General features: G+C 59.7%; 17 protein-coding genes. 5 read left to right on the top strand and 12 right to left on the bottom strand.

What is annotated here, in order from left to right; translation table 11 throughout:
* Positions 1 to 22: 22 nt before the first annotated feature.
* The gene (locus ASF70_RS14825; protein ID WP_244474044.1) at positions 23 to 1,468 is read left to right on the top strand and encodes a deoxyribodipyrimidine photo-lyase; all 1,446 of its coding nucleotides are present in this window, start codon (positions 23 to 25) and stop codon (positions 1,466 to 1,468) included.
* Between the two features lie 46 nt (positions 1,469 to 1,514).
* Here ASF70_RS14825 and ASF70_RS14820 read toward each other — a convergent pair whose 3' ends face one another.
* The 4 genes from ASF70_RS14820 to ASF70_RS14805 all read right to left on the bottom strand — a co-directional run bounded on the left by ASF70_RS14820 (position 1,515) and on the right by ASF70_RS14805 (position 5,738).
* On the bottom strand, positions 1,515 to 3,143 hold the full coding sequence (locus ASF70_RS14820) for a CTP synthase (protein ID WP_062456928.1): 1,629 nt from the start codon (positions 3,141 to 3,143) through the stop codon (positions 1,515 to 1,517).
* A gap of 135 nt (positions 3,144 to 3,278) precedes the next feature.
* Positions 3,279 to 3,740: a preprotein translocase subunit SecG gene (gene secG / locus ASF70_RS14815; RefSeq protein ID WP_062580698.1), complete on the bottom strand. Its 462-nt coding sequence runs from the start codon at positions 3,738 to 3,740 to the stop codon at positions 3,279 to 3,281.
* A 94-nt stretch (positions 3,741 to 3,834) separates the two neighbouring features.
* A complete protein-coding gene (gene tpiA / locus ASF70_RS14810) occupies positions 3,835 to 4,605 on the bottom strand; it encodes a triose-phosphate isomerase (RefSeq protein WP_062580696.1) in 771 nt (256 codons plus the stop codon).
* Between the two features lie 245 nt (positions 4,606 to 4,850).
* Positions 4,851 to 5,738 (bottom strand): alpha/beta fold hydrolase, encoded by an 888-nt coding sequence (locus ASF70_RS14805; protein WP_062581424.1) that lies wholly within the window; start codon positions 5,736 to 5,738, stop codon positions 4,851 to 4,853.
* 195 nt (positions 5,739 to 5,933) lie between these two features.
* On the opposite strand from ASF70_RS14805, the gene parE reads away from it, so the two are divergent.
* The gene (gene parE, locus ASF70_RS14800; protein WP_082471923.1) at positions 5,934 to 7,985 is read left to right on the top strand and encodes a DNA topoisomerase IV subunit B; all 2,052 of its coding nucleotides are present in this window, start codon (positions 5,934 to 5,936) and stop codon (positions 7,983 to 7,985) included.
* Positions 7,986 to 8,022: 37 nt separating this feature from the next.
* On the opposite strand, the gene ASF70_RS14795 is transcribed toward parE, so the two are convergent.
* Positions 8,023 to 10,566: an HWE histidine kinase domain-containing protein gene (locus ASF70_RS14795; protein WP_062458046.1), complete on the bottom strand. Its 2,544-nt coding sequence runs from the start codon at positions 10,564 to 10,566 to the stop codon at positions 8,023 to 8,025.
* Positions 10,567 to 10,857: 291 nt separating this feature from the next.
* Between ASF70_RS14795 and ASF70_RS14790 the strand changes: the two genes are divergently transcribed.
* Positions 10,858 to 12,042, top strand: coding sequence for an AI-2E family transporter (locus ASF70_RS14790; protein WP_244474068.1), 1,185 nt, complete (start codon positions 10,858 to 10,860; stop codon positions 12,040 to 12,042).
* An 84-nt stretch (positions 12,043 to 12,126) separates the two neighbouring features.
* Positions 12,127 to 12,564 (top strand): hypothetical protein, encoded by a 438-nt coding sequence (locus tag ASF70_RS14785; protein ID WP_062580693.1) that lies wholly within the window; start codon positions 12,127 to 12,129, stop codon positions 12,562 to 12,564.
* 2 nt (positions 12,565 to 12,566) lie between these two features.
* On the opposite strand, the gene ASF70_RS14780 is transcribed toward ASF70_RS14785, so the two are convergent.
* The 3 genes from ASF70_RS14780 to ASF70_RS14770 form a co-directional block, all read right to left on the bottom strand.
* The gene (locus ASF70_RS14780) at positions 12,567 to 13,694 is read right to left on the bottom strand and encodes a DUF2336 domain-containing protein (protein WP_062458049.1); all 1,128 of its coding nucleotides are present in this window, start codon (positions 13,692 to 13,694) and stop codon (positions 12,567 to 12,569) included.
* A gap of 149 nt (positions 13,695 to 13,843) precedes the next feature.
* Positions 13,844 to 14,446 carry a flavin reductase family protein gene (locus tag ASF70_RS14775; protein WP_062580691.1) on the bottom strand — a complete coding sequence of 201 codons (603 nt, stop codon included), beginning with the start codon at positions 14,444 to 14,446 and terminating at the stop codon, positions 13,844 to 13,846.
* A 4-nt stretch (positions 14,447 to 14,450) separates the two neighbouring features.
* Entirely contained in the window at positions 14,451 to 15,026 is a 576-nt protein-coding gene (locus ASF70_RS14770) for a nitroreductase (RefSeq protein WP_062581422.1), read from the bottom strand.
* 108 nt (positions 15,027 to 15,134) lie between these two features.
* Between ASF70_RS14770 and ASF70_RS14765 the strand changes: the two genes are divergently transcribed.
* Complete coding sequence (locus ASF70_RS14765; RefSeq protein ID WP_062580689.1) at positions 15,135 to 16,124, top strand: hypothetical protein; 990 nt, start codon at positions 15,135 to 15,137, stop codon at positions 16,122 to 16,124.
* A 15-nt stretch (positions 16,125 to 16,139) separates the two neighbouring features.
* On the opposite strand, the gene ASF70_RS14760 is transcribed toward ASF70_RS14765, so the two are convergent.
* The 4 genes from ASF70_RS14760 to ASF70_RS14745 form a co-directional block, all read right to left on the bottom strand.
* Positions 16,140 to 16,982: a lysophospholipid acyltransferase family protein gene (locus ASF70_RS14760; protein ID WP_062580687.1), complete on the bottom strand. Its 843-nt coding sequence runs from the start codon at positions 16,980 to 16,982 to the stop codon at positions 16,140 to 16,142.
* 106 nt (positions 16,983 to 17,088) lie between these two features.
* Positions 17,089 to 19,089 carry a threonine--tRNA ligase gene (thrS, locus tag ASF70_RS14755; RefSeq protein ID WP_062580685.1) on the bottom strand — a complete coding sequence of 667 codons (2,001 nt, stop codon included), beginning with the start codon at positions 19,087 to 19,089 and terminating at the stop codon, positions 17,089 to 17,091.
* 210 nt (positions 19,090 to 19,299) lie between these two features.
* Positions 19,300 to 19,656 carry a membrane protein insertion efficiency factor YidD gene (gene yidD, locus ASF70_RS14750; RefSeq protein WP_062580683.1) on the bottom strand — a complete coding sequence of 119 codons (357 nt, stop codon included), beginning with the start codon at positions 19,654 to 19,656 and terminating at the stop codon, positions 19,300 to 19,302.
* On the bottom strand, positions 19,656 to 20,105 hold the full coding sequence (locus ASF70_RS14745; RefSeq protein ID WP_062456964.1) for an iron-sulfur cluster assembly scaffold protein: 450 nt from the start codon (positions 20,103 to 20,105) through the stop codon (positions 19,656 to 19,658). Before ASF70_RS14745 ends, yidD begins: the two co-directional genes overlap by 1 nt.
* Positions 20,106 to 20,337: the final 232 nt, after the last annotated feature.

The following is a 20,337-nucleotide window of genomic DNA, read 5'->3' as shown; positions in this document are numbered from 1 at the left end:
GATGCCTCGAACGGAGAAGCGCGTGCCTGCCGATCATTCAACTGACAAAGACATTCCGATCATCCTGTGGTTTCGCAAGGATCTCCGTCTCGATGACAATGCGGCGCTGAATGCCGCGATCGATGCCGGCGGCCCGGTCATCCCCGTCTATATCCGCGAACCCGACGAACTGAACATCGGGCCTCTCGGTGGCGCGCAGGAATGGTGGCTGCATCATTCGCTGACGGCACTCAAGGGCGCGCTGAAAGCGCTCGGCAGTGACCTCATTCTCGTTAGGGGAAAGGCCGAGGATGTTCTGTCCGACATCGCCCACAAGACCGGCGCCCGCTCCGTCTTCGTCAACCGCGCCTATGAACGCACGGACTACGACCGTGAAATCGCGGTCGCCCTCAAAGACAAGGGCATCGCCATCAGCGCCTTTCATGGCCAGCTTCTCCACGAGCCGGACCGGATCCGCACGGGGGCAGGCAAGCCATTCAAGGTTTTTACACCGTTCTGGAACGCGATGCAGAAGCTCGGCGAACCGCACGAGCCGATGGATACCCCAAAGTCCATCCCTGCCCCGAAGCAATTTCCCCGTTCGGAAAGCCTGGATGGCTGGGACCTGCTGCCGGCAAAGCCGGACTGGGCTTCGGGTTTTTCCGAAATGTGGACACCGGGCGAACAGGGCGCGCGGGAGAAGTTAAAGGACATCATCGACAGGGACCTGCACGACTACAAGCGCGGTCGGGACTTTCCGGCGATCGACGCCACGTCTTCGCTGTCTGCCCACCTCACCCATGGTGAGATTTCCCCTGCCCGTATCTGGTACGAGACCAGAGGCCTTCCGGCGAAGACATCGGAAGACGTGTCGCACTTCCGCCGCGAGCTTGCCTGGCGCGATTTCTGCTACGGTCTGCTGATCGAATTTCCCGGCCTCGATCGCGAAAACTGGGACGACAAGTTCGACGCATTCGAATGGCAATACGATACCAGGCAATTCACGGCCTGGACCAAGGGGATGACGGGTTATCCGATCGTCGATGCCGGTATGCGGCAGTTGTGGAAACACGGCTATATGCACAACCGGGTGCGGATGATCACGGCGTCGTTCATGATCAAGGATCTGATGATCGACTGGCGCAAGGGCGAGCAGTGGTTCCGCGATACGCTTGTCGATGCGGATCCTGCCAACAATTCCGCCAACTGGCAGTGGGTGGCCGGCAGTGGCGCCGATGCCTCGCCCTTCTTCCGGATCTTCAACCCTATCCTGCAGAGCGAGAAATTCGATCCAGACGGCGATTACGTTCGCGAGCATGTGCCCGAACTGGCAAAGCTCGACCGCAAATACATCCACAAGCCGTTCGAGGCGCCGGCGGCGGTGCTGGAGAAGGCCGGGATCGAGCTGGGGAAGACTTATCCCAAGCCCATCGTCGACCACGGTTTCGCCCGCGACCGGGCGCTTGCCGCATACAAGGCGCTGAAATAGAAAAGCGGGCAAAGAAAAACCCGGTCGAAGCCGGGTTTATCTTGTCTTAGACGAGACGGCTCTGTTCGAGCGCTGCCTCGACGAAACTCGCAAACAGCGGGTGCGGATCGAGCGGGCGGCTCTTCAGTTCCGGATGGTACTGAACGCCAATGAACCACGGATGATCAGGATATTCGACCGTTTCCGGCAGAAGGCCGTCCGGTGACATGCCCGAGAAGACGAGGCCGCAGTTTTCAAGGCGGTCCTTGTATTGGACGTTCACTTCGTAACGGTGACGATGGCGCTCGGAGATATCCGTGGACCCGTAGATCTCCGCGATCTTCGTGCCCTTCTTCAGAGCCGCCTGATAGGCGCCGAGACGCATCGTGCCACCGAGGTTGCCGGCGGTAGACCGCTTCTCCAGCTCGTTGCCCTTCAGCCATTCCGTCATCAATCCGACGACCGGTTCCTTCGCAGGACCAAACTCCGTCGAGGATGCGTCTTCGATTCCGGCGAGATGACGGGCGGCTTCCACCACTGCCATCTGCATGCCGAAGCAGATCCCGAAATACGGAACCTTACGCTCGCGGGCAAACTGCGCCGCGAGGATCTTGCCTTCGGAACCGCGTTCGCCGAACCCGCCGGGGACCAGAATGCCGTGAACCTTCTCAAGCCACGGGGCCGGGTCTTCCTTTTCGAAGACCTCCGATTCGATCCACTCAAGATTGACCTTGACGTGGTTGGCGATGCCGCCGTGATGCAGGGCCTCGATCAACGACTTGTAGGCGTCCTTGAGGCCCGTGTACTTGCCGACGATCGCGATCGTCACTTCGCCTTCCGGCGTGTGGATGCGGTTGCAGACCTCTTCCCAGGCGTCCAGACGGGGCTTGGGAGCGGGTTCGATGCCGAACGCAGCCAGCACTTCCGAATCGAGGCCTTCCTTGTGGTAGGCCATAGGCACGTCGTAGATGTTGGCGACGTCGAGCGCCTGGATGACCGCGGATGGGCGAACGTTGCAGAACAGCGAAAGCTTGCGGCGCTCTGCCTCCGGGATTTCCCGGTCTGCGCGCACCAGCAGAATGTCCGGCGCGATACCCAGCGCCTGCAGTTCCTTGACGGAATGCTGGGTCGGCTTGGTCTTCAACTCGCCGGCTGCCGCAATGAACGGCATCAGTGTCAGATGCAGATAGATCGTAGTTCCGCGCGGCAGGTCGTTCTTGACCTGGCGGATCGCCTCCATGAACGGCATCGCTTCGATATCGCCGACCGTACCGCCGACTTCGCAGAGGACGAAATCGTAGTCCTCATTGCCCTCGGTGACGAAATCCTTGATCTCGTTGGTGACATGCGGAATGACCTGAACGGTCGCGCCGAGGTAGTCGCCGCGGCGTTCCTTGTCGATGATGTTCTTGTAGATGCGGCCGGTGGTGATGTTGTCGGTCTTGGTCGCCGAACGGCTCGTGAACCGCTCGTAGTGACCGAGATCGAGATCGGTCTCAGCGCCGTCGTCGGTCACAAAGACCTCGCCGTGCTGCGTCGGGCTCATAGTGCCCGGATCAACGTTGAGATAAGGATCGAGCTTCCTCAGCCGAACCCGGTAACCCCTCGCCTGGAGCAGAGCTCCGAGGGCCGCGGCCGCAATTCCTTTTCCGAGGGAAGAAACCACGCCGCCTGTGATGAATACATATCGCGCCATGGGAGCCACCGAATACCTTCTGATTTCTGATTCCGCCAGCGGAATTTTCTTTTTCCGAAAAAAGTCTGTGGAATCTCCACAAACGAAAACCGGCAGGCTTTTGGCCTGCCGGAGTTTGTTGCCTTCAACCGTGCCTTACTGGCCGGTTGGAACGCTGTTCGTCGGAGCGGGCGTTGCCGGAGCCGGTGTCGCAGGCGCAGCAGGGGCCGGTGCTCCCGTTGCCGGTGCTGTCGGAGCAGGCGCTGAACTCGCGCCATCCGATGGGACGCCGTTGCTTGCCGGCGGAGCGGTCGGTGCCGGGCCGAGCTGGTTCAAGATACCATTGCCTGAACCCTGCTGGCTCTGCGGAATGCGGTCGAGAATATCCGTCGGACGCGATTCATAGCGTGCCAGAATACCAAGCGCCAATGACGTGACGAAAAACAGCGTCGCCAGGATCGCCGTCGTGCGGGTCAGGGCGTTTGCCGTGCCGCGCGCCGACATGAAGCCGGAACCGCCGCCGATGCCAAGCCCTCCGCCTTCGGAGCGCTGGATCAGCACGACGCCGACAAGCGCCAGAACGATCATGAGATGAATGACGATCAGAACAGTCTGCATGAATAAGATCCCTGCCCCGTTGGCGAGGCAATAGAAGAAGTTTGGCGGCTCTTTACATGAGGCCCGCCCGCTTTCCAAGCCCCTATTGAATGGCTCAGGCGGTCAAGGCCTCATAGACGCCGTAGATGGCGAGAAAATCGTCGGCTTTCAAGCTGGCGCCACCGATCAATGCGCCATCGACATTTTCGATCGCCATCAGCTCCGCCGCATTGCCCGGCTTGACCGAGCCGCCGTAGAGGAGACGCATCGCCTTGCCTTCGTCGCCGAACCGCTTCACGAGTTCTGCGCGCATGAAAGCATGCGCGGCTTCCACATCGGTTGCGGTCGGCGTCACGCCGGATCCGATCGCCCATACAGGCTCGTAGGCAATGACCGTGTTTGCGGCCGTGGCATGGTCAGGCAGGGAGCCAGCGAGCTGACGCTTCAGAATATCGAGCGTCTGGCCGGTGTCGCGTTCATCCGCCGTTTCACCGACGCAAACGATCGCGATCAATCCGGCCGTATGGGCAGCCTCGGCCTTGGCGCGAACGATCCGGTCAGTTTCACGATGATCGACGCGCCGTTCGGAATGGCCGACGATCACATGCGTGCCGAAGCAGTCGGCGATCATGTCGGCGGAAATTTCGCCGGTATGCGCGCCGCAATCCTTCTGATGGCAATCCTGGGCGCCGATCATCAACGGGCTGTCCGTCGAAAGTGCCGTCGCCACATAGAGAAGCGTGGCCGGTGGACAGATCAGGGTTTCGACCTTGTCCGAGAGAGGTCCCATCACGCCCTGCGCGATTGCCTTGATCTCGGGAAGGCTGTCCCGTGTGCCGTTCATCTTCCAGTTTCCGGCAATAAGCGGGCGAATTTCTGGTGTCATGTCGATCCCTGTTCCTCTCCTCCAGCAGACGCCGTTGAGCGCCGCCACCTAAACGTGCAGGACAAGGCCTCCCGACATGTCCTTTCACACTTCGTACGCTGAATAATGAACGCATTTCAAGTGCTTGGATGGATCATGGATGCCGGGACACCGGCCTAGAGCCCACTCATCGCGCACCGCAAGCGATGCACGCCGCGATTCAATCGGTTGAGATCCATTGAAACGCCTGATTGCGCTTAAACCGGTTATTTGTGGGCAATAAGCACGAAATTGAGGGCTTTGCGCCAGTCGATCATCCGGATCGGCGTTCCGTGCCCACCCGTGTTGAAAACGGACATACGGACCGGGTATCCGGCGCTCTGCAATTTCCGGTAGATCTCGGTCTGTCCGCTGGCTGCGTAGACGCTGTCGGCACTGCCATGGGCGATATAGACCGGCAGTTTCGCCTTGGCGAACGGCGTCGACGGCAGACCCGGATCAGGTGGACCGCCGAGCAGGACCATTCCCTCCAGAAAGCGGATCGTCGTGGCGTCACGGCTAACGGCCTGACAGATGAAGCCACCCATGGAGGCGCAGGCGAGGATGATTGGACGTCCTGCCGATTTCTCCGACGCATACCGAATAAGGGCGGCGATATCGGCTGCACCTTTGTCGTCGAAGGATTCTACGCTCGGCGAATAGTAGGTCCCGCCTGACGCGGTGACGAGGTTCTTCAGCCGGTTGAAATTGCCGCCGAACGTGTAGTCGTTGACGCCGAGCCGCCTGTCGCCGCCCCTGCCGTGAATGAAGATCACCGTGAAGGCGCCACCTTGAGAAGGTCCCACCCTGGTGACATCAAGGGTCCGTCCGGAGAAGGCCAGGGTTTCATTTTCCTGGACACGGCGCGGTCCAAGCGCCACATAGGCATTCTTGACCCGCCGCTCAGGCTCACTGTCACGACCGTTGATGTCGCGCAGTTCCTGGTAGTCGACCACCTCGTAAGCGCCGCCGTCCTTAGTCTCCAGCACCTCGAACCTGGAGAAAAGCTCGTCCTTGAACGGCTTGATGGGGCCTTCCTGCGCGAGGCTTGCTGAAGCGGTGAGCGCGACCATGCCAGCAAGAAGCGTGCCGAAAAAGAAATGAACTGTGGACATGCGGGCTTTCATTCGGAACCTTCTGTCTTCCAACTTGCCATGCTAAAGCCGAGGCAGCATTGCTGGCAGAGCCGCCGTGTGCGTACGGCATCGCGAGAAAGCCGGTTTTCTGGCAAAATCGCATGTGATTCGAAACAGCACGAGATGGGTATGGCTATCTCCTCCGCACCCCGACAGGTAGTACCGACACCGCCAATGGATGACAATAACGACCTTTTTGCCGATACGCCCGCTCTCCCCAGATCAGCGCCAGCGGAACCTGTACCCGCCGTCAAGGCAGCGCCTTCGCCGCGACGTCCGGCTACAATCGCCGCCGACGGCGACGACTACGGCGCATCGTCGATCCGCGTGCTGGAGGGGCTGGAACCGGTGCGTATGCGCCCCGGCATGTATATCGGCGGCACGGACGAAAAGGCTCTCCACCATCTGTTTGCCGAAGTCATCGACAACTCGATGGACGAAGCCGTGGCCGGCCATGCCAATTTCATCGAGGTGTATCTGGATACCGAAGGTTGCCTGACGGTTACCGATAACGGTCGTGGCATTCCTGTGGAAAACCATCCGCAAGTGCCCGGCAAGTCGACGCTCGAAGTCATCATGACCAAGCTTCACGCCGGCGGTAAGTTTGACGGAAAGGCTTACGAGACCTCGGGCGGCCTCCATGGCGTCGGCGTCTCTGTGGTCAACGCGCTTTCCGACATGCTGGAAGTCGAGGTTGCGCGCAACAAGAAGCTCTATCGCCAACGTTTTTCCCGCGGAGTTCCGCAAGGTGGGCTCGAAGAACTCGGTGACGTACACAATCGTCGCGGCACCCGCGTCCGCTTCCATCCGGATCCGCAGATCTTCGGCGATCACGCGAAGTTCGATGCCGGTCGCATTTTCCGCATGGCGCGCTCGAAGGCTTATCTGTTCGGCGGCGTCGAAATCCGCTGGAGCTGCGACCCGTCACTGGTTCAGGCCGGTGGCGATGTGCCGGACAAGGCAGTCTTCCATTTTCCCGGCGGTCTGAAAGACTATCTTTCGGCCACGCTCGGCAAGGATTTCACCGTCACTCGCGAAATCTTTGCGGGCCGCACCGAAAAGACCGGTGGTCACGGCGCCATGGAATGGGCGATCACGTGGTATGGTGGCGACCCGCAGGTTCACTCCTACTGCAACACCATCCCGACGACCGAAGGTGGCACTCATGAAGCCGGGTTGCGCATCGCGCTGACCAAAGGCCTGAAGAATTACGCCGAACTGACCCAGAACAAACGTGCCCGCGAAATTACGACGGATGACGTGATGATCTCGGCCGTGGGCATGCTGTCTGTCTTTATCCGCGAGCCGGAATTTGTCGGCCAGACCAAGGACAAGCTTGCGACCGTGGAGGCTCAGCGGCTCGTCGAGAACGTTCTGCGCGACCCCTTCGATCATTACCTGACCGGAAATCCCAACGAGGCCGCGAAACTGCTCGACTGGGTGATTGAGCGCTCCGAAGAGCGGCTTCGTCGCCGCAAGGAAAAAGAGGTCAATCGCAAGACGGCCGTGCGCAAGCTGCGCCTTCCCGGCAAGCTTGCCGATTGCTCACAGAACACGGCCGAGGGCGCCGAACTGTTCATCGTCGAGGGTGACTCGGCTGGCGGCTCGGCGAAGCAGGGCCGTAACCGGTTGAACCAGGCCATTCTTCCGCTCCGAGGTAAAATCCTCAACGTCGGCTCGGCAAGCCGCGAGAAACTCTCGGCCAACCAGCAGATCGCAGATCTCGTGCAGGCGCTTGGCTGCGGCACGCGGACGAAATACCGCGAGGAGGATCTTCGCTACGAGCGGGTCATCATCATGACCGACGCCGATGTCGACGGCGCCCATATCGCATCGCTGCTGATCACGTTCTTCTATCAGGAAATGCCCGAACTCATCCGCGGCAGCCATCTTTATCTGGCCGTGCCGCCGCTTTACGTCATCCGGCAGGGTGGCAAGACCGTCTATGCCCGCAACGACGCGCATCGGGCCGAATTGATGGAAACGGTGTTCAAGGGCAAGAAAGTCGAAATCGGTCGCTTCAAAGGCCTTGGCGAGATGATGGCTGCGCAGTTGAAGGAAACGACCATGGACCCCGCCAAGCGCACGTTGCTGCGCGTCGGGATCGACGAGGTGGATTTCGAAGGCACGCGCGAGGCGGTCGACAATCTGATGGGTACACGGCCCGAGGCGCGCTTCCGGTTCATCCAGGAACGCGCCGCCTTTGCCGATAACCTCGATATCTGACTGCTGCGACCGGAAGACTTCCGGTCGCATTTTGAAGCTATCGTTCCAGAACCTTGCTGACGGCGGCAATCAACGCCGTCGCTTCATAAGGCTTGCGCACAACCGGCGCTGAAAATGTCGCTGGAATGATCGAGCGATCGCTGTATCCCGTCGCAAACACGAAGGGCACGTGACGACGCAGAAGTTCTTCCGCGATTGGAAGCGACGTACCGGATCCCAGATTGACATCGAGGATCGCGACGTCCGGGGTGAAATCCTTGAGGCGGCGAAGCGCGTCCGAGACCGAAGGCGATGTCGTTACCTTGTCGATACCATTGTCCGCCAGCATCGCCTCGACATCTGCTGCGATCAGCATCTGATCTTCCACAAGAAGGAACTCCAGATTGCCGAGTGATCGCTCGCTCGCCGTCCGTCCGCCGAGCCCATCTAGGTGGAGATCGTCCTCGGATGCCGCGTCATCATCTGCGTGAACGTGCTTGGAGGGGATGACAAAGACCGCGTTGACGCCCTCGGGCGGATAGTCGACCGATGCCCGACCATCCAGCTCGAAGGGCATGCTGCGGCTGATAAGGACACTGCCGAACCCACTGCGACTGGGCGCCTTTGTGACCGGACCACCGGTTTCTTTCCAGGTCAACTCGCAGTCGCCATCGGCGCTTCGGCCCCACTCGATGTCGAGCCGACCGTCAGATACCGAGAGCGAACCGTATTTCGCAGCATTGGTAGACATTTCGTGCAGGACGAGGGCCATGACGGAAAACGCACGGCTATCAAGCCAGAATCGCGGTCCGCTCATCGTCACGATGCGGCCGCTTCCCTTATAGGGCTGCAGTTCGGCTTCGAGAAGGTCGGCCAGATGTCCGCCATCGCCGCTGCGGACGACCTGATCGTGCGCATAGGCCAATGCCTGAATGCGTCCCTTCAGCGAGCCGACGTAATCAGACAGCGGTCTTGAGTCATCCACAGGATGCCCCACGAGCGCCTTGATCACAGACAGGATGTTCTTGACGCGGTGGTTGAGCTCCTCGTTGAGCATGCGCTGGCGCACGTCCGCCTTACCGCGCTCGTCCGCAAGCAGTTCGTTATGATGCAGTACGGTTTCGACAAGAACTGCCCTGATGGCGTCGGCAATCTCGAGATCCGTATCGGTCCAAGGTTGAGCCTTGAGGCGTACCTGTTCTTTCCAGATGGCGAAGCTCGACCTCGGCGTCAGTCGCTCCCCATGCGGTCCGCTGGTATACTGCTTGTCGGGATTGCCTGCCCAATCGAGGGTCTGCACGACTTCCTTGCGGAAGAAAAACAGATAGTCGCGAGGGCGCTGGGACAAGGAAATGGCAAGAACGCCGCTCACGTCGTCCGGCGAGATCATCGACAACGGTAGCGACCGAGACAATTCGGCCGTCGACCAAATCCGTCCGCCCGCGACGCCGCCGACCAGTTCCGCCAGTTCGGCAACGAGATGCTCCTGTGGGACGAGGCCCTGCCCCGTCCAGATCCCGTCAAGCCAAAGCCCGACCCCATCGCAGGGTAGCATGCCGCCGAAATCATCCAGCGAACTTCTCAACAGCCCGCTAATATCGTTGTGGTTGGAAGCGATCTGAAGGAATCGGTCAAGCGAACGTCTGGCAAGATTTGCCGTTTCGACAAGTTGCTTCTGTTTCAGCGCGCTCAAATGCAGGGAGAAGAACTCGCCGAACGTTTCTGCCGCAACGCGCTGGGGCATCGACAAGGTCTTCGGCGAATAGTGGTGGCAGGCCATCAGCCCCCACAACTCCCCATCAACGATGATGGACACCGACATCGAGGCAGAGACGCCCATGTTGCGAAGATACTCGCAGTGGATCGGCGAAACACTCCGCAGATGCGCGAAGGACATATCGAGCGGCAGGCCGTCTTCGCCCAACTCAGGGACGATGGCCACACGCTCGTTATCAGCGTTGGAAATGACGCGGATGGTATTTTTGATGTAAAGAATGCGTGCCTGTTTCGGGATATCCGCTGCAGGAAAATACTGGCCCTTGAAGCTCTCGAGGTCGCGGCGTTTGTATTCGCTGACGACCTTGCCGGACCCTTCCTCCTCGAAACGATAGACCATCACGCGGTCATATCCGAGCATGGCGAACATCAGCCGTGCAGCGTTCTCGATGAGCCTGTCGATGCTCTTCATGTTGCGAATGCGGCTGATCAACATGCGCGCAACTTCGAGCGGCTGGTCGGCGTCGTTTGAAGCCGGCTCGAACTCGATGATCACCTTGGAGTCGAAACGATGCAACGAGATGTCGAAAGCTTTGCCTGACGGGAGTCGCAAGGCATGGCGTAGCGCCGGGCGTGCTGGATCATCGGAGGTCGCGAGCGCGTTGCGAAGCGAATGGGCCGCTTCGCCACCGACGACGTCCTCGAGTCTCCGGCCGTTGATGTCACCTTCAACACCGAGCATTTCTCCGACATTCGCAGAGTGGTGAAGAATCTCAGCGCCAGTTAAGTCGCAGGCAAGAAGGCAACCATGCGGTTGAATGCTCCCTGGGATGTGAATTGGCTCGCGGTCGCAATTTGTAAGGTCGACCGCCTCCGCATTGAGCATCATTAAAGTCCTTGGATCTCGTCTCTTATAAAACACGCGTACGTTACGGTTATCTATTGTTCTGCTCTACCGAAACAAGGGGCGCTGACAAAGACGGTTTAGCCATCGCAATGCCCTGACGAAGTTATGGTTCGGTGTTTTCACATTTGTATCGTATCTGAAGGATAGGCAGACGATGAAGGGCTCGGTTAAGAGGTCCACGGTAGGCTTGCAGCGTAATGGCCGAGACACCATATCGGCGACAGCAATCGGGAGTGGCAGTATATCGTGAGCGCGCAAGATGATCGGAACATCCCTATAGAACCGCGTTGGCTGGGACCGGTCTCTCCCAATCGCATTGCTCTGATACCGGCGATATCGGCAGCTCGATGGCTTCTGGTCCTGATTGTTGCTGCGTCGATTTATTTCTTCTACGGCTTCCTTGTGCCGGTTCTGGCCGCCTTGGTCATTGGATTTGCGAGCTGGCCACTTTATCGCAAGCTCTTGGTCCGCGTTGGCGGAAACACGACAATCGCCGCGACGCTTGCCATTCTGTTCATCCTCGCCTTTCTGATTGTGCCGATCGGCGTCGCGATCAGCTACACCACGGGTGAACTGCGCCAGTGGTTCAGCTGGGCGGTCGAAGTGAACAGGTTCGGGGCACCGCCTCCAGCCTGGATCATCGGCCTTCCCTGGGCCGGTGATTGGCTCGGGTTGCAGTGGACAAAGCATGTTGGGTCACCTGGCGCCATCGGCGAGCTTGTACAGATCGTTAGCGGAGCCAATATCGGCAATATCTACCGCGCCGTGATTGCTGCCGGAGATGGCGTCTTCCATCTCGTTCTGACCATGCTGTTCATGATGATCGCGCTGTTTTTCGTTTATCGTGACGGCGCATCGTTTTCACGCCAGATTGATCTCGTTGGTGAGCGCATCCTGCCGTCGCGGTGGGAGCGGATTTCGCGTGTCGTACCGGCGACAATTAGTTCGACGGTGACCGGGATGACGTTGATTGCGATCGGCGAAGGCATCGTGCTTGGCGTGGCCTACTGGATTGCTGGCGTCCCCTCGCCTGTGACACTTGGGGTCATCACTGGCGTAATGGCGCTTATTCCAGGCGGCGCGCCGCTTTCGTTTACGCTGGTATCTGCCTATCTCGTTGCCAACGGATCGTTCGTCGCAGGGATCGGGCTGTTCACGTGGGGTGCGGTGGAATTGTTTATCGTCGACAAGACGGTTCGTCCGCGCCTGGTTGGCGGCCCGATCAAATTGCCATTCCTTCCCACATTCTTCGGCCTTGTCGGTGGTGTGAAAACCATGGGCTTTCTCGGACTGTTTATCGGTCCGGTTCTGATGGCGCTGATTGTGTCGATATGGCGGGAATGGATTCGCGAGGTCCGGATGGCAGAGACGACCGAAGTGCAATCGGCCGACCTTGCGGTGTCGCCGAGCGAAGCGGCGGAGCGGGCCTATAAGCGAAAGGCGCAAACGCCTTAAGTGTTCAGCCCCGCTGCGGTGACGCCTCGCTGGCGCCATCATTGAGCAATCTAACCCCCAACAACCGCCATTGGGGAAAACAGCATGAATTCCGCGCTCATCGTCATGACTATTTTGGGCTGCAACGATTCGGCCACTGACTGCCGCTACATCTCGACGGTCGACCAGAGATGGCCAACGGTCGCCATGTGCGATGCCGTTTCCGAAGACAGGCTACCGTCCTATGCCAATCAGCCTTATCCGGTAATCATCGCCGTCTGCCAGAATCCGGACGATGCGATCGAGACAGCAACACAGTCGCAAACCCCTCCCGTGCGGGATCAAGCGTCAGAGCCGATAGCGGCGGCTCCGGAGCCAGACAGCGACGTAAGCGAGAAGCAGAAGGAAGGTCTGGCCAGCCGTGCGATCCAGCGGGTTCGCAACGTTTTGCCAACGACCGAAGGCGTCAAGACGCTCGTGACGACGCCCGTAAGGCTTGTCGAAGGCGGTTATTCGTGGGTTGCCAAGCGTTTCGACCGCTAAGCTCAGGCAGCAAGCGCTAACTCGCTCGCATAGGCCCGTGCGGCGAACCGCATCTCCAGACGATGCCGTCTCTCGATCATCTGGATCATATCCGAGACTGCCGGATGCTGCCCTGCAGCCCCTGAAAACCTCTCGATCAAACGACCGCAGACATCAGCGGTGGAACGACCCGCCGACGCGTCGCGCCAGAGCAGGACAGCCTCGACGAAGACGGCGGCAATCTCTCTTGTCAGACCACAGGCTTCAAAAAGGGCGCGAACGGCATGAAGGCGGCCTGTCGCCAGGATAGGCCTCACGCGACGCTCTCCGAGCCCGGAAAGGGTCGATACCGCCTCTGCAACGAGGTCAGCCTTGCCAAGGCAGAGGGCGTGGATCAGGAAAGACGGTGTGAGGCGTCCCGATGCCCGAAGATGCTCGACAAGTGCCGGCACTTCCTGCTGGGACGTCGTTCCTGCAATTGCGACGGTTGCCGCTTCGTCGGCCTCGCGGCCCACATATTCGATACGGCCGCGAGCAAGCGTCGAGCGGACCAGACCGCAGTTGAGAAGCGTGTCCGCGATATGGCTAACGAGCATGTGGCGCGCTTCTGAAGGAAGGTCTTCGCGCTCGAGCAGAAGGTTGCGAATGTCGTGGCGCTGTCCATGCCGCTCGGCGATCCGGCGCAGGGATATGCCTGTGATCAACGCAGTGCCACTTTCGAGCAGAATTAGAATTTCCGGCTCGTCGCCGATTTCTGCAAGTGCTGCACAGGCGCCGCGGGAAAGATTTGGCCGCGAAGCGATCAGACGCCGGGTCATTCCATCGCCTCGGCCGATCAGGTCGACAAGATCCGAGTCGCTTATGACGGGCGAGCGGGCAATCACCGTACAGGCGATCTCGACCTGATCTTCCGCAAGCGCGAGGATGATTGCACGAGGAGCCTGAGGCGAATCGGCGATCGATTCTGCCAATGCGAGACGTACGCGCGGCGAAGGGTCATCGAGAAGGTAAGTGATCGCCAATCCGGCAGCCTTGCGCTCTTCCGCCCCCATCGCCGCGTGGAGATATGCCCGACCAAGGGCATCCGCTGCGCGGGAACGGTCCCCAGCCCTTGCCGTCTCAGCCCAACGAAGAAATGCCTGTACGATCACGACCTGCCCCGGAAACACAACGCTGCTGCTCCGTCTAGAACAGCTTGGTGCCACGGTAGAGACAAAAAGTTTAAGATTGGTTCACCATGTTCCACACCCGGCGCGGCGCACCTCACGCGTAGCCTGAACCAGGCCGAGAGTATGAAATCTCACGTCGGACGGATCAGTTCGAACACGCCCTCGCCGGCATCGGAATAGTCACGGTAACCCATGCGGCCGACCGGTCGGGCAAGCTGCATGTCGATTCGGCCATCCCGGATGATGTCTTCGGAGATATGGATTCCGACCACCTCGCCAAACACCATGTAAGCGTCGGTGAGCTCGCCCTTGAGATCCTTCGGCTGGATCACTTCGGTAAGACGGCACTCCAGCGCGGTATAGGCCTCCGCAACGTAGGGCGCGTCGACGACCTCTCCCATTCTGGCGGTGAGGCCAGCCAGGTCGAACTCATTCACCCCGTAATCTACCGGAGCCGAGGAAGCGTTGACCTGTTCGGAAACATGGCGGCTGGCCATGCTTGCCGTGAAAAAACCCGTGTCCGACGCATTCTTCAGACTGTGCTTGCGTCCCGACGAGGAGAACATCACGATCTTGGGGCTATCGGACACGATGTTGAAGAAAGAATAGGGCGACAGGTTCAGCGAACCGTCGCGGCCTTTGGTACCGATCCAGCCGATCGGCCGCGGCGCCACGATGGCCTTGAAGGGATCATGGCGCATGCCGTGGGCGTTCGTGTCGGTGCGATAAAACATGCGTTCAACCTGCGTAGGTGACAATGTCGGCAAGAGCCGGCCGCGGCCGGTCCGGCGTCGCGAAATCGCTCGAGCCGATATGAATGAAACCCGCGACCTTTTCGCCCGGGCTTATGCCAAGAGCGTCGAGGGCTCGCTCGTCGTAGCACACCCACTCGGTGCGCCAGTTGGCAACATAGCCATGTGCATTTGCAGCCATCAGCATGTTGAGGCAGACAGCGCCAGCCGACAGGACCTGCTCCCATTCAGGGATTTTGACGTGGGGCTGCGCGGTGCTGACAACGGCAACGACAAGCGGTGCACGTGTGAAACGCGTCAGTTCAGCCTGTTTGGCCGGTTCATTCATCTCCGGGTTACCGGCGAGCGCGAGTTCAAGGAAGGTTTCGCCGAGCTTCGTGCAAACGTCACCCCGATAGACGACAAGGCGCCAAGGCGCGATTTTGCCATGATCGGGAACGCGGACCGACATGCTCAAGATCGATTCGAGCTCTTCTTGCGATGGGCCCGGGCCTGTGATCTGGGCAACGGGCGTCGAGTGGCGCTCTTGCAGGTAATCGCTGAGCTTCAGGTTGTTTTCCATGTCGAAAGCTTCCGATCGATACGTGATATAGAGGTAGGCCTTGAAAATGCCCGGACGTTCGTCTTCAAGTGGCTTCTCGCAAAACAAGAGTCAACGGGTCATATCCTGATGCCAGGCCTATCGTTTGTTACCCGTATCGCTGCTACAGGCCTGCTGCTGTTGACCGCTGCCGACCTGGGTTTCGCGCAAAGCGATGCGTTCGGAAGCTTCCGCCAGCTCGACAGCACGGGGAAGATGCCCAAGCTGAACGCCTTCTCGGCCACACCGGGCGAAAGCGCCGGCTCGATCGCGAAGGATGTGCGGTTTGATGCCAGGCTGACGGCTGACAGCGACGTGATGCAGGAAGGTCTTGCCTGGCGCGTGTTCAGCCCGATTGCCGGTGTGGACGGCAAGCTTCCGCTTGTTGCAAGCTCCGACGGCGGATCCGCCGCCTTCCAGCTGGCGCCGGGTGATTATTTCGTGAATGTCGCGTTCGGCCGCGCCGGCGTCACGAAAAAAGTAACTGTACCCTCTGAAGGCGACTTCCAGAAACAGACCCTCGTCCTTGATGCCGGCGGGTTCATCCTGAACGCGGTTGCCGGAGCGGACCAGACTATCCCACCGGCGCAGCTGAGCTTCTCCGTCTATGCGGCCGAAGTCCGCGAAAACGGCGATCGGGCCCTCGTGATGTCGGAGGTGAAGCCCAACACCATCGTGCGGCTTGCGACAGGGACCTATCACGTGGTTTCTGAGTACGGTGACATCAACGCCGTCGTACGTGCTGACATCCAGGTGGAAGCGGGCAAGCTAACGCAGGCTGTTTTGCAGCACAAGGCCGCGGAGGTGTCGCTGAAGCTCGTGTCTCAGCCGGGTGGCGAAGCCATCGCCGACACGGCCTGGTCGGTGCTGACGGCAGCGGGCGACGTGGTCAACGAAAGCGTCAGCGCCCTGCCCTCCATGGTGCTGGCCGAGGGCGACTATCTCGCCGTTGCCCGCAACAAGGACAAGATCTATCAGCGCGAATTCAAGGTGACGGCTGGTAACAACGTGGATGTCGAGGTGTTGATGCGCAACGCCAACCCGTCAGATGCCACGACCGCTGCCGTCGTGCCCGACTGACATCGGCTTCCTGGGTCAACTGGCCTTCTTGAGAAACCGCTGACGTCTGACGGGTCGCATGGAGAAGACGGCACTGTGGAGCAGACCGAGCAACTCCTTGCGGTCGGTGGTCCCAGCCATATCGTCCCAGCTCATTACCCTGCCCACCCGTGCCGTGATCGATGTTCCAGACAGGCGTTTGAACTCGCGGATGAGAAGCGACAGCCTGAATGTCATCGAGATCCGGCTGGCCAGGTGAAAGAGCCGGCCATTCTGCCCCTCGAAATAGACCGGAACCACGTTGGCCCTGGTAGCCTGGATGAGTTTTGCGGCGAAGATCTTCCACGGCAGGTCGTCGGCAATGCCGAATCCCTTCTTCGCGGTTGCGACACCGCCGGCTGGAAAGATAATGATGGTCGTGCCGTCTTTCAGCAGCCGTATCGCTTCGTTCCGCGTGTGCATGTTCAGCACCAGCGCCTCCTTCGTCTCCTCGAAGGATACGGGCAGCGAATAGGGTTCCATTTCAGGAACCTTCAGGAGATCGTTGTGGATCAGCACGCGGAAAGGTCGGCCGAGCTGTTCGGCAAGTGCCAGCACGGCAATTCCGTCTCCGATGCCGAACGGATGGTTTGCAACGATGACCAGTGGAGACTGCAGCTGTTCTTCGGGAGGCCACGCGCCTTCTATCTCGAGACCCACGTCGATGATATCGAGCATCTTGCCGAAGACGCGGTCGCTCTTGCCGACGATGTCGGTGCGCCAGATATCATACAGCCGGGCGAAACGATCGCGTCCCGAGAGCCCTTCGATAGACCGGATGAACCAGCGCTTGAAGCGCGGATCCCTGTCATTGGCGTAGGAAAGTTCCCTGAACCGCAAATCAGTCTCCCAACGGAAAGGCGCATCCGATGAGAAGGCAATATTACAAAACGATTGCAGTTTTTTGACAGCACCCGCGGACATGGCCCGCGGGTGCTGGTCTTGATCAGGCCGGGCGCTTTCTCAGTGCTGCGCGGCGGCGAAGGTCCGGTGGCGTCGCTTCTTCCGCAAGCGACCGAATCGCCTCTTCAAGCGTCATCGACGTTTGCGCCTGCGACCCCAGACGACGGATGTTGACCGAGTTCTCCTCGGCTTCCTTCTTGCCGCAGACGATGATGACCGGAACCTTGGTCACCGAATGCTCGCGGACCTTGTAGTTAATCTTCTCGTTGCGGAAGTCAGTCTCGACCTGCAGGCCGGCATCGCGCAACTGTTCGGCAACTTCCCGACCGTAGTCGTCTGCGTCCGAGGTGATGGTCGCGACAACGACCTGGGTCGGTGCAAACCACAGCGGCATGTGGCCTGCGAAGTTCTCGATCAGAATGCCGAGGAACCGTTCCATCGAGCCGCAGATGGCACGGTGGATCATCACCGGCTGCTGCTTTTCCGAGTTGGCATCGATGTAGAAGGCTCCGAAGCGCTCCGGCAGGTTGAAGTCGACCTGAGTCGTTCCGCACTGCCATTCGCGACCGATGGCATCCTTCAGTGTGTATTCGAACTTGGGGCCATAGAAGGCGCCCTCGCCCGGAAGAATGCCGGTCTTGATGCGACCGCCGGACTGTTCTTCAATGGTTTTCAGAACGTCCGTCATGACGCTTTCGGCGCGATCCCAGAGGTCGTCGGTGCCAACGCGCTTTTCAGGGCGCGTCGAGAGCTTGACGACCACTTCCTCGAAGCCAAAGTCTTCGTAGACGGAGAGGATGAGATCGTTGATTCGCAGGCACTCAGCCGCCATCTGCTCGTCTGTGCAGAACACGTGCGCGTCGTCCTGCGTGAAGCCGCGTACGCGCATCAGACCATGAAGCGCGCCTGACGCTTCGTAGCGGTGAACGAGACCGAATTCGGCAAGCCTGATCGGCAGTTCGCGATAGGACTTCAGACCATGCTTGAAGATCTGAACGTGGCCGGGGCAGTTCATCGGCTTTAGTGCGAAGACGCGATTGTCCGCTCCCTCGTCCTTTGGATGCGTGAACGCGTAAGCGGATTTCACCGCGAACATGTTTTCCTGGTACCAGCCCCAGTGACCTGACGTTTCCCAGAGAGACGCGTCGAGAACCTGCGGTGCGTTGACCTCTTCGTAGGTGCCGGCCAGGCGGCGGCGCATGTAGGACGTCAGGGTCTGGAACATGCGCCAGCCCTTGCCGTGCCAGAAGACGACGCCGGGGCCCTCTTCCTGGAAATGGAAAAGGTCCATTTCACGCCCGAGCTTGCGGTGGTCGCGCTTTTCGGCTTCGGCCAGGATATGCAGGTAGTTATCGAGCTGCTCCTGCTCCGCAAAGGCCGTGCCGTAGATGCGCGTCAGCATGACGTTGTTGCTGTCGCCGCGCCAATAGGCGCCAGCCACCTTCATCAGCTTGAAAGCCGTACCGATCTGGCCCGTGGACGCCATATGCGGCCCGCGGCACAGGTCGAACCAATCGCCCTGATAATAGATCTTCAGATCCTGGTCTTCGGGAATGGCGTCGACCAGCTCGACCTTGTAGGCCTCGCTCTTGGCTGCAAAAACCTCGCGCGCCTTGTTGCGCGGCCAGACTTCCTTGGTGAAGGGTTTGTTGCGCTGGATGATTTCCTTCATCCGCTTTTCGATCTTCGGCAGGTCGTCCGGGGTGAAGGGCTCGGCCTTGGCAAAATCGTAATAGAAGCCGTTCTCGATGACGGGACCGATGGTTACCTGCGTGCCGGGCCACAGCTCCTGCACCGCTTCTGCCATGACGTGCGCGGCATCGTGGCGGATCAGTTCGAGTGCCTTGGGGTCCGTACGGGTAACGATCTCGATCTGACCGTCGACGACGGGGTCGGAGAGATCGCGCACGGTGCCGTCGATCGCGATCGCGACAGACTTTTTGGCAAGCGACTTCGAAATGGATTCGGCAACATCACGGCCGGTCGTGCCGGCATCATACGTGCGGACGGAGCCATCGGGAAATGTGAGGGAAACCTGGGACATGTTCTATCTCCTGTCCAGTCCCGCCAACGAATGCGGGTGGTGGTAAAATGGCCAGATCGACCGGCCGGCAACGGGCGCGGTGATAGTGTGTTTCGGGCCGTTAGTAAAGGTTTGGAACCCGCGAACGGATGGTCGGAAAGCCTTTAGCTTCCGAGCTCTGGCGAGCTGCAAGGACTGACGCCTTTTGAGATAGCTGGGCTGGTGTCACGCTTATCCATGACGCCAGTAGCGCCAGGGCATCCACCAGACCTGGCGTTGCCTCTGCAGGTCCGGAACCGGGTCCAGTCCGCCGGAGCCACCAGGACCGCAGCGCGCGACTCGGTACAGTGTCATCCAGAGACCGGGCCAGACCCCGTGTCGGGCGATCGCCTCGTAGCCATACTCGGAACAGGTCGGAATATGGCGGCAGCCGTTTCCGACAAAGCCGGAAAGAGTGAGCTGATAGAACCGGATCAGTCCCATACCGGCGAGGCGTCCGGGCGTCTTTTTGAACGGGCCCTGCCAGTTGCGCGATCGATAGGGCCCGCCGCGTTTCGTGTCGTGGTCACAATCCGGCGAGCCGCACATCAGGCGGTCGCTTTGTCGGCCCGGTCGCGGACGTCGATCTGATCGAGCGCGTCAACGACCGCATCGAACGTCAGCATGGTAGACGGATGCCGGGCCTTGTAATCCTTCACAGGCTTCAGGTAGCGCATGTCTTCGAAGCGGCCGACCGGGCCTTCGCCGCCCTCTTTCAGCATCGACAGCATGTCGACCCTCGCCTGGCGCAGTTCGTCGACCGGCGCGCCGACGATATGCCGTGCCATGATCGACGACGACGCCTGACCAAGGGCGCAGGCCCTCACCTCGTGAGAGAAGTCGCTCACCACGCCGTCACTGACTTTCAGGTAAACACGAACTTTTGAACCACAGAGCTTGGAGTGCTTTTCGGACGTCGCATCCGCATCGTCCATTGCACCCGCGCGGCCAATGTTCCCCGCAAACTCAAGAATTTTCTGGTTATAGATCTCGTCCATGTCGCTCGCTCACGTCATCGTCCTCGACATCCGCTCGACCGATCGAACGCACCGTCTACCGGGATGACCTACCACAATCTGGATTAGGCCCCTATATGTTGTCCGCGACGGGAATTATCAAGGAAACACGTTTTCGAGAAACGCGCGAAAACGGCGATGGTATGCCTTGAAAATTCGGAACGCGCAGACGAAAAGTCAGGGAACTGGTATTCCGGCGTGATCCATGGCGATC

It is taken from the genome of Rhizobium sp. Leaf321 (genome assembly GCF_001423215.1).
GTDB classification, from domain to species: domain Bacteria; phylum Pseudomonadota; class Alphaproteobacteria; order Rhizobiales; family Rhizobiaceae; genus Neorhizobium; species Neorhizobium soli.
The sequence above is the reverse complement of the archived record's forward strand: the minus strand, read 5'-3'. Positions and strand labels throughout refer to the sequence as shown.